We start from the raw sequence: 10,634 nt of genomic DNA, 5'->3' as shown, positions 1-10,634 counted from the left end.
TTTCTAAAATCTTCAAGCGTTCCAAATTCTGGATTTACTTTCTTAAAATCAGAAACGGCATAATAACTTCCTAAATATTTATGTTGCTCCGCAGCTGGCATTTCTGAAGCAAATTTACTGTTATCGCCACCTGTTGCTTTTCTTTTCGTTTGCGAAATTGGAAAAATTGGCATAATCCATATGACTTTTACACCTAATTGTTTCAAATTCGGAATGTCTTTGGTAAAGGCGTTAAACGACCCTTCTGGTGAATATTGACGAATGTTCACTTCATAAATTACGGCGTTTTCTAAGCTACTCGAATCTAAATAATATCCTTCAGGCGGTAGATTATTATTTTGTGCTAGTAATGAAGTACTATTTGTAAAACTTAAGGCTACTAAAGCCAATATTGCTAATTTTTTCATGTCTTAATTAAATAAAAATTGTAAAGGTATATCTAAACGTTTGTTCCAAGATTTTTCAGTATGATCGGCGTTTTCAAATTTTAAATTTTTAGAATTGGAAGCGTCAAATCCTTTAGATTTTAATATGTCATTGACGTCTTTTTCATATATTACATATGCTGCATCTAAGGTTTTTGTGCCAAAATCAAAATAAATTTTATGTGTTTTTGAATTGGGTAATTTAGCTTGTAAATACTTAAAAAAAGCTGTTGGAATAGGATTATTTTCAACATTTTTCAAACCAATCCAATGTGTCGATAAGCACGCAGCTTTCCCGAAAATAGTTGGATATTCGCAAAGCGCATACATGGAAATTAATCCACCCATACTGGAGCCCATAATTGCGGTGTTTTCTTTATCGGTATACACTGAAAAACGAGAATCAATAAATGGTTTTACTTCGTTAACTAAAAACTTTAAATAGTTATCCGATGAAATTTGTGTCAAATCTAAATTGATTTTTTTAGCTTCATCTATCACGAATTTTTTATCCGAATCGCTTAAAAAATCAATTGCTTTCTGTGGAAAATAATTTAAATGTCGAATGGTTGGAATGTTCCAAACAGCAACCACAATTACCTCTTTAATGGCTTTTTTTTGGGTTAATGAATCCATTTTTTCATCTACGCCCCATTCTTGTTTGTTCCACGTGGTTTTCGCATCAAAAAGCATTTGTCCATCGTGCATATATAACACTTGGTACTTTTTAGTTTCTGAATAATTTATTGGCAACCAAATATCAACCGTTCTGGAAGCCACATATTTTGATGGAAAGTTTTCAATACGTTTTATTTGTCCTACAAAATCGTTATTATTTTGCAAATCACTGATTTTTATATTTTCTTGTGAAAAACACATACAACTAAACGCTATTAAAAACCAAAATCTCATTTGAATCTTATTTTTTTAATTCTAAAATTAAACTCGATTTTCCTTCAATTGAAAGTTCTGATTTTAAATCGAAATTCGCATCCGAAATAATGTCTTTTCCACTTGAATAAGAAGCCAAACTTTCTTTGAATCTATCTAATTTTAAAGTTTGTTTCTCTTTGCTATTATTTACGACAACCATTACACTTTCAGTATCGTTGTAACGAAAATACACATACACGTTATTATCTGGAAGATAATGCATTAATTTTCCGTTATGGATTACCGATTTCGATTTTCTCCAATTGAAAACTTTAGCAGTGAAATCGAAATATTTTGCTTGTTCAGCCGTTCTTCCTGAAGTCGTAAAAGCATTGTTTTTATCTGAAGCCCAACCACCAGGAAAATCCTGACGAATATCTGCATCGCCTTTGCCTTTATCGCCCGCCATACCAATTTCTGAACCATAATACAATTGAGGAATACCTCGCATCGTAGCTAAAATAGTCATGGCCATTTTATACTTATTTACATCATTTTTATAGTTCTGATTGAAACGGTTGGTGTCATGATTTTCTGCAAAAATTAATAAATTATTTGGGTTATCATAAAGAAAATCGTTTACAAAATTTTCATAAAATTTAATCATTCCATCATTCCAATTTGGATTGTCTTCATTAAAAACATTTCCAAAGACATCGTGCAAAGTAAAATCCATAACACTTGGTAAATAGGAATTGTAATTTTGAATTTTAGCAATTGGACTGTCTTTTTGCCAATACGAAATTTGTGCTTGATCGTGCATCCAAACTTCTCCAACGATATTGAAATATGGGTATTCGTCGGTAATGGCTTTGGTCCATTTTGCAATGCCTGCTTTATCGTTATATGAATATGTATCAACTCGGAAACCATCCAAATCGGCATATTCAATCCACCAAATGGCGTTTTGAGTCAAATAGTTTAATACTAATGGATTAGATTGATTCAAATCGGGCATACTTGGCACAAACCAGCCATCCATACAAAGTTTTGCATCTGTTGCAGACGCGTTTGAGTCATATTGTGTGGTCATTCGATAGTTACTTTGTTTATACCCTGGAAATTGATGAAACCAATCGTACGTAGGCATATCTTTAAACATCCAATGTTCAGCACCCCAATGATTGGTCACATAATCTTTAACTAACTTCATGTTTCTCTTTTTCATTTCTGAAGAAAGGCGCACGTAGTCTTCATTTGTTCCATAACGTGAATCAATTTTATACACATCAGATTGACCATACGTATGATACGAATACCCTTTGTCGTTATCTTCACACAACGGTGTGCTCCAAAGTGCTGTTACACCAAGCGATTGCAAATAATCTAAATTATTTATAATACCTTGAATGTCTCCACCATGACGACCGCCGGGATTATTTCTGTTAGCTTTTTCTTGTAAATTTGAATCCGAATCGTTCTTTTCGTTTCCATTTGCAAATCGGTCTGGCATAATTAAATACATCATATCTGATGCATCAAAACTTTTTCTGTAACGAGAATTTTCTTTTCGTTTTTTGATAACATACGCTTGATTAAATGATTTTTTACCGTTTTTAAAGGTAAACGTCAACTCTTGCGCCGACACATTTTTCAAATCGATAGATACGAAAACGTAATTTGGATTCTCCGTTTTTTGAACCTGAGTAATTACTACTCCGTTTGAAACCGCTACGGTATTTTGAGCGATATTTTTACCATAAAACATAATTTGAACCTGATTGTTTGTCATGTTCTCGTACCAAAAAGGCGGTTCTACTTTATCAATTTGTGCCGAAACACTTACAGAAATTGTAATTAAGAATAATAGAATTAATTTTTTCATAGCTTACTTTTTGTCATCCTGAACTCGTTTCAGAATCTAAGTTAATTTAATGAGAAACTGAAACAAGTTCAGTTTGACAAGCGTTGTGTATTATCTTTTATTTTACCTCAACAATACTAATTCCGTAACCACCACCTGGAGCAGTTGTTAGCTGCAGTTTTGATTTGTATGTTACTTTTTGTTTCGTGATTTTATATGCTTGTGGATTCGTTTTATAATGCGCATCGGCAGCATCTGCATAAATTGTAGCTTCGTATTTTTTACCTTTTTCTAAAAAGTCTAAAGAAATAGTTGAAGTTCTTGCCTTTAATCCGTTCACGTTTCCAACGAACCAATTGTTTGAATTTTTATCTTTTCTTGCAGTTGTGATGTAATACCCTGGTTCTGCTTCTACGTACTTTGAAGTTGCCCATTCTACTGGAACATCTTTAATAAATTGAAAGGCATCTAAAAATCGGTTGTAATTTTCTGGTAAATCGGCAGCCATTTGCAGTGGACTATACATGACCACATACAATCCTAATTGATTGGCAATAGTTGTATTTACATGTGAATTATTTCCTGGATTTAATTTTGCAATATCCATTTCAAAAATTCCTGGTGTGTAATCCATTGGACCACCCATTAATCTTGTAAATGGTAAAACTGTAGTATGATTGGCTTTAGAACCTCCAAATGCTTGAAATTCTGTTCCGCGAGCAGCTTCGTTTCCAATTAAGTTTGGATACGTTCTGCAAATTCCTGTTGGACGAACGGCTTCGTGTGCATTCACCATAATTTCATAATCTACCGCTTTTTCAATACAATATTGGTAATGATTTAAGATAGATTGACTATAATGGTGCTCGCCTAAAGGCAAAATATTTCCAACATAACCACTTTTTACCGCGTTATATCCATTGTCTTTCATAAACTGATACGCTACATCTAAATGACGTTCGTAATTTCTTGTAGCACCAGACGTTTCATGGTGCATAATCATTTTAATTCCTTTAGATTTTGCATATTCGTGAATTCCTTTTACATCAAAATCTGGATACGCCGAAATAAAATCAAAAACATAATCTTTTTCATGACCAAACCAGTCTTCCCAACCTTCGTTCCAACCTTCTACCAAAACGGCATCAAAACCATGTAGTGCTGCAAAATCGATATATTCTTTTACGTGTTTGGTATTTGCCGCATGTTTAACACTTTGCTTTGCTTTAGAATAATCCGTTATGCCAAGTTGAATCGCTGGAAAATCTTCTGTATAAGCCCAAGAGTTTTTACCGGTAATCATTTCCCACCAAACACCTACATATTTTACAGGTTTAATCCAAGTAGTATTTTCAATTTTACAAGGTTCGTTTAAGTTTAATGTCATTCTTGATGCTAACACTTCTCTAGCATCATTACTAACGATAATAGTTCGCCAAGGCGAAACACTTGGTGCTTGAATATGACCTTTATTTCCTTTAGCATCTGGCGTTAAGTGCGATTGAAATACGAAATTCTTATCGTCTAAATTCAAATGCATACACGAATAATTAATCAAAGCCGCTTCGTGAATGTTGATATACAATCCGTCAGCTGTTTTCATCATTAAAGACGTTTGTACGCCTGTATCTGAAAATTGTTTTTGTGATGCATTTTCTGAAACCGCGCTTTTAAATAAATTTCTAATTTCAGATAATTTACTTTCGGAATAATCGTATTCTTGTGTGTCGTAATCACCTGGAATCCAAAATGCTGTGTGATTTCCAGTCATAGCAAATTCGGTTCTTTCTTCTTTAATTACGAAATAAATCAAGTTTTTTTGCTGAGGAAACTCGTATCGGAAACCTAAACCTTCATTGAACAAACGAAAACGAACAATGATTTCTCTGTCGGTTTCGTTTTGTTTTAATGTAACGGCTAATTCGTTATAGTGATTTTGAATTTGCGTTTCTTCACCCCAAACCGTTTTCCACGTTTCATTGAACGTACTTTCTTTGGTATCAATCACTTTAAAATCGTTTACTAACGACTTTTTATCCTTTTGTAATTCTAAACCTAATTTACTTTTTTTAATTACTTCTCTGTTTTTAAAAAAAAGCTGATACATAGGTGTGCCGTCATTTCCAAGTGAAAATGACATTTTAAAATTACCATTTGGCGATTGAAATCCTTGGGCAGAAGCCCCAAAAATAGCTGTTAAAACAAGGATAACCGAAAAAATATTTTTCATATTTAGTGTTTTTAGATACTGAAACAAGTTCAGCATGATAATGAATGTTATTAATTTTTTACTAATTGCGATGCGCCATTAATGATTACTTCTACTTCTTGATTTCCTTCTACAGAAACTTTGGTTTCTTGATGGTTTACTTCTATTTTAACGATGGCATTTCTAAAATTGACTTTAAACGAATAGCCTTTCCATTGTTCTGGAATTCTTGGTTCAAAGTGCAATTGGTTATTTTTTACACGCATTCCTCCGAAACCTTCAACAATACTCATCCAAGTTCCTGCCATAGATGTAATGTGTAATCCTTCGTGCACTTCTTTATTATAATCATCTAAATCCAAACGAGATGTTCTTAAATAAAAGGTATATGCCTGCTCCATTCTACCTAAAGCAGCTGCTTGAATAGAATGCACACACGGTGAAAGTGAACTTTCGTGAACTGTAAATGGTTCATAAAAATCGAAATGTCTTTCTAATTGTTCTTTGGTAAAATCATCTTCAAAGAAATAAAACCCTTGAAGTGTATCTGCTTGTTTAATATATGGCGAACGTAAAATTCTATCCCAACTCCATTTTTGGTTAATTGGTCGTTGAGATTTATCTAAATCGGAAACTTTTACTAATTCTTTATCTAAGAAACCATCTTGTTGTAAAAATACCCCGTGTTCTTCCGAGAATGGGAAGTACATATTGTCTGCTGTATTTTTCCAAGATTGTAATTCGGTATCATTTAAGTTTACTTTGCTCATAATTCTATCAAAATCAGAAGTATATTCCGATTTTACTTTTTCAATTTGAGCATACGTATAATTGATACACCATTTTGCGATATAATTGGTATACCAGTTATTATTTACGTTATTTTCATATTCGTTTGGACCAGTTACTCCTAAAATTACAAACTGATTTTTGTTTGTAGAAAAAGTGGCTCTTTGATGCCAAAAACGAGCAATTCCGATTAAAACTTCTAATCCTTTTTCTGGAATATAGCTGTAATCACCTGTAAAACGGTAATAGTTATAAATAGCAAATGCAATGGCGCCATTTCGGTGAATTTCTTCAAAAGTAATTTCCCATTCGTTATGACATTCTTCACCATTCATAGTTACCATCGGATAAAGTGCCGCCCCGTTTTTAAACCCTAAATTATTTTGAGCATTTTCGATGGCTTTATCCAATTGATTGTAACGGTATTCTAACAAACTTCTGGCTACATTTTGATCTTTCGTTGCCATATAAAACGGGATGCAATACGCTTCGGTGTCCCAATAGGTTGAACCGCCGTATTTTTCACCTGTAAAGCCTTTTGGACCAATATTTAAGCGAGAATCTTTTCCTAAATAGGTTTGATTTAATTGAAAAATATTGAAACGAATACCTTGTTGTGCTTTGGTATCACCCTCGATAGTGATGTCGCTCATTTCCCAAATTTTAGCCCAAGCTTGTTTTTGATTTTCCAATAGGGTATTAAATCCTAAAGTAGTCGCTTGAAGCAATACTTTTTTTGCTGAAGAAATAAGGTATTCTTCTTTATGATTGGTAGAAATTGTGTAGCCTCCAAATTTTTGTATACTTACTGTTTGTCCTTGTGTGGCAGCCACTTCATAAGAAAACATAATTTTAGATGCTTCCTTTGTTACTTCAACAGGTTTTACATCGGTAATTTCGTTATTTACTATAATTTGATTTTGCATATAAGTGGCAACTGTAAACTTTGTTTTTAAAGTTCGAGCCACAATAAATGCGCTATTTTCTTCGTTTTTAATTTCTAAGGTTTCCCAGAATTTTTCTTCCCAATTGGTGTCTTCATTTTCAATACCTGCATCTAAATACGGTTTAAAAACTACTTTGGCATCGGTATTTATTGGTGTAACTTGGTATTTTATAGCTCCTAATTCGTCAATATCTAAAGATAAAAAACGAGTAACATCTATTGATATAGCTACATCATTTTGAAGTACTGCCTGAAACGAACGTTGGTACCAACCCTCTTTCATATTCAATTCACGTCTGAAGTTTGAAACTGATTTACAAGTTGCTAAGTCTAAATTTTCGCCATTAACTTCTATATTAATACCAATCCAATTTGGTGCATTTAATACTTTAGCAAAATATTCGGGATAGCCATTTTTCCACCAGCCTACTTTTGTTTTATCTGGATAATATACCCCAGCAATGTAACTACCTTGAAACGTATCACCTGAGTAATGCTCTTCAAAATTGGCACGTTGCCCCATAGCACCATTTCCAATACTAAATAAACTTTCGGAAGATTTTACTCTATCCGCTTCAAATCCTTCTTCTATGATTGACCAATTATTTGGTACGATATAATCCTGATTCATTTTCTTTCTAATTTGTCAATTTTCTATTCGTCAATTTGACAATTTCTATTTGTTAATTAATTGCATTATAAAATCGTTACTCATTTCTGTAAAATCTCTAAAACAAAAATCCGATTCGTGTAATACTTCTTTCTCACCAATACCTACACTGGTCATTCCAGCTACATTTGCCGCTTGAATACCAGCTACTGAATCTTCAAAAACAATAGCGTCTTTGTACGCCACCTGAACTTGGTTTGCTCCTTGCAGAAAAACTTCTGGATCGGGTTTGGCATTGGTTACATCATTTCCGTCAACAAGTGCATCAAAATAATGCAAAATGTTCACTTTTTCTAATATTGGTCGGGCGTTTTTACTTGCCGAACCCAATACAACATATTGATGGTTTGTTTTTAAAAACTGAAGTACTTCTTCTACACGAGGTAAAATTTCAGATTTGTCCATTTGATGCACAAATGCTAAATAGTCTTCATTTTTTTGAACCAACCAATTGTTTTTATCTTCTTGTGACGCTTGCACATTTCCTTGAGATAAAATAATTTCTAACGAACGCACGCGACTTACGCCTTTTAGTTGTTCGTTGATTTCGTGTGTAAAATTAATATTCAAACTATCCGCTAATTTTTTCCATGCCAAAAAATGAAATTTGGCGGTGTCAACTATTACGCCGTCTAAATCGAATATAAATGCTTTTTTGTTCATTCTGTTTGTTTAACCTGAAATTGCATTTTTATCTGTAATAAAGAAATTACATAACCCTGCAATAATTAATAATAATCCAGCCAAAAGCATGGCATTAATGTGTGCTTCACCAATTAATTTATATAAATAATTGATTCCTCCAAGTGCAGCAATAATTTGTGGAATTACAATAAACATATTGAAAAGCCCCATCATCATTCCCATTTTATTTGGATTGACTGAACTTGACAACATAGCATAAGGCATCGACAAAATACTTCCCCAAGAAAAACCAATTAATATAAATGAATACATTAAGGTTTCTGGTGTGGCATAAAACATGTAAATAAATCCTAATCCACCCAGAATCAAAGAAACCATGTGAATGTATTTTCTATTTATTTTGTTTTTCAGCGTATAAAAAGTAAGCAATAATGCAAAAACCATTGAAGACAATCCGTATACGCCGGTTGCAGAACCTACTAAATCGGCAGCATTATTGTATACTTTATCTTTTGCTTGATATTCTTGCTCTTTTAACGTGCTAAGAAAAACAACTTCTTCTTTGTTGTTTTTTAGAACAGCTCCTTTATCGTCCAATTTTGCAAATTCTTTTACATCTGGTTTTGGAGAATGAAAAACATGTTCTGTTAGTGCTGGTGTGGATAAACTCCACATGGTAAAAAATGCAAACCAACTAAAAAACTGAATTAATCCCAATTTTTTCATGGTTGAAGGCATTTCTTTCAAGCTAATTACTAAATCTGGAATAAAGCGTGATTCTTTTTTTTCGGTAAGAAATTGATTTAAATCTTCTGGTGGATTTTCTTTTGTAGTAAATATAGTATATAAAATACTTGCAAAAAATACAAATGCGCCAACAGAAAAAGCTACAATTACTGATTGTGGAATGACACCTGCTTTTGCTTCATTAGTTACGCCCAATTTATTAACTAACCACGGTAAGTTACTGGCAATCCAAGTACCAATTCCGATGATTAACGTTTGAATCACAAATCCGTTTGAACGCTGTGATTCGGGTAGTTTATCAGCTACTAAAGCACGGAAAGGTTCCATGCTGATGTTAATAGAAGAGTCTAAAACCCATAACAAACCTGCTGCAATCCATAATGCAGGAGAATGTGGCATAAAAAATAAAGTAATAGAAGCTAAAATGGCTCCAATAAGAAAAAATGGTTTTCTTCTTCCGAATTTTGGACTCCAAGTATTGTCAGATAAATATCCAACAATTGGCTGAACCAACAAACCAGTTAAAGGTGCGGCAACCCAGAGACCTGGAATGTCGTCTACTTCGGCACCAAGGGTTTGAAAAATTCTTGACATGAAGCCTCCTTGTAAGGCAAAACCAAACTGTATCCCTAAGAATCCGAAACTCATGTTCCAAATTTCCCAGAAACGTAACTTACGCTTTTCCATTTATCGTAATTAGTTGTTAATACTACGATAAGCGTTTTTATGTGCTTATCAAAACTATACTTAATTTTTGAAGTGAAATATAAGCTTTGATTGACACAAATTAAAGTAAATTTTTTTAAATAATCTAAAAAATTTGCCTCAAAAAACAGTGAATATCGTAAAAATTAATTTTTTAAGCTTTGATTTTTAAATAGTTAACTAAACTATTACGTTGTCGTAGATTCTCTAAAAATTAATTCGGTTTCTATAATTTCAGTAGTGTATTGTTCGTCATCTTCTTCTTTTTCAAGACGTTCAATTAGCATTTTTGCCGCTTTTTGACCCATTTTAATTCCGTTTTGACTCACCGTAGTAATTGTTGGTGTTGAAAATTGAGAAATAATTCCATCCGTAAACCCTATAACCGCAATATCATCTGGTACTTTTTTACCAATTTTATTAATCGCTTTAATGGCGGTTACGGCAAACAATTCATTCACTGCAAAAACAGCATCAATTTCGTTGTTAGTAATTAAATCGATAATTTGATCCTGACAATGGTCTATGTCTTCTACTTTAATGATTAAATTATCATTAATTGATACATCATAATCCGCCAATGCTTTTAAATAGCCTTCTGTTCGAAGTTTTCCTACACTTACATAGTCAACAGTAGTTATTAAAGCTATGTTTTTATATTTGTTTGTGATAAAAAATTCAGTAGCATTATACGCCGCCAATTGATCATCAATAATTACTTTATCGCAAAAAACATCATTTGTAACGCGGTCAAAAAGTAC

Annotated in this window: 8 protein-coding genes; all 8 read right to left on the bottom strand. The window is 33.0% G+C overall.

The features are described 5' to 3' along the window. A partial coding sequence (locus KA468_RS09510; RefSeq protein ID WP_291242706.1) for an alpha-amylase family glycosyl hydrolase occupies positions 1-407 on the bottom strand: 407 nt, incomplete at its 3' end. 3 nt (positions 408-410) lie between these two features. Then, on the bottom strand, positions 411-1,268 hold the full coding sequence (locus KA468_RS09505) for an alpha/beta hydrolase-fold protein (protein WP_291242705.1): 858 nt from the start codon (positions 1,266-1,268) through the stop codon (positions 411-413). Between the two features lie 76 nt (positions 1,269-1,344). Further along, a complete protein-coding gene (locus tag KA468_RS09500; protein ID WP_291242704.1) occupies positions 1,345-3,183 on the bottom strand; it encodes a glycoside hydrolase family 13 protein in 1,839 nt (612 codons plus the stop codon). 97 nt (positions 3,184-3,280) lie between these two features. Next, a complete protein-coding gene (locus KA468_RS09495; protein ID WP_291242703.1) occupies positions 3,281-5,392 on the bottom strand; it encodes a glycoside hydrolase family 97 protein in 2,112 nt (703 codons plus the stop codon). 50 nt (positions 5,393-5,442) lie between these two features. After that, positions 5,443-7,737: a glycoside hydrolase family 65 protein gene (locus tag KA468_RS09490; RefSeq protein WP_291242702.1), complete on the bottom strand. Its 2,295-nt coding sequence runs from the start codon at positions 7,735-7,737 to the stop codon at positions 5,443-5,445. Between the two features lie 45 nt (positions 7,738-7,782). After that, the gene (gene pgmB, locus KA468_RS09485) at positions 7,783-8,439 is read right to left on the bottom strand and encodes a beta-phosphoglucomutase (protein WP_291242701.1); all 657 of its coding nucleotides are present in this window, start codon (positions 8,437-8,439) and stop codon (positions 7,783-7,785) included. Between the two features lie 9 nt (positions 8,440-8,448). After that, entirely contained in the window at positions 8,449-9,855 is a 1,407-nt protein-coding gene (locus KA468_RS09480; protein WP_291242700.1) for an MFS transporter, read from the bottom strand. 206 nt (positions 9,856-10,061) lie between these two features. After that, positions 10,062-10,634 (bottom strand): LacI family DNA-binding transcriptional regulator (locus tag KA468_RS09475; RefSeq protein WP_291242699.1); only part of this gene is annotated, 573 nt, incomplete at its 5' end.

The organism is Flavobacterium sp. (genome assembly GCF_017985075.1).
GTDB lineage: Bacteria > Bacteroidota > Bacteroidia > Flavobacteriales > Flavobacteriaceae > Flavobacterium.
This window is presented reverse-complemented; position numbering and strand designations above follow the sequence as displayed.

Excerpts from the sequence above, each read along its gene's own strand:
- KA468_RS09480 (WP_291242700.1), bottom strand. The coding sequence starts at position 9,855 with ATGGAAAAGCGTAAGTTACGTTTCTGGGAAATTTGGAACATGAGTTTC.
- pgmB (WP_291242701.1), bottom strand. The coding sequence starts at position 8,439 with ATGAACAAAAAAGCATTTATATTCGATTTAGACGGCGTAATAGTTGAC.
- KA468_RS09490 (WP_291242702.1), bottom strand. The coding sequence starts at position 7,737 with ATGAATCAGGATTATATCGTACCAAATAATTGGTCAATCATAGAAGAA.
- KA468_RS09495 (WP_291242703.1), bottom strand. The coding sequence starts at position 5,392 with ATGAAAAATATTTTTTCGGTTATCCTTGTTTTAACAGCTATTTTTGGG.
- KA468_RS09500 (WP_291242704.1), bottom strand. The coding sequence starts at position 3,183 with ATGAAAAAATTAATTCTATTATTCTTAATTACAATTTCTGTAAGTGTT.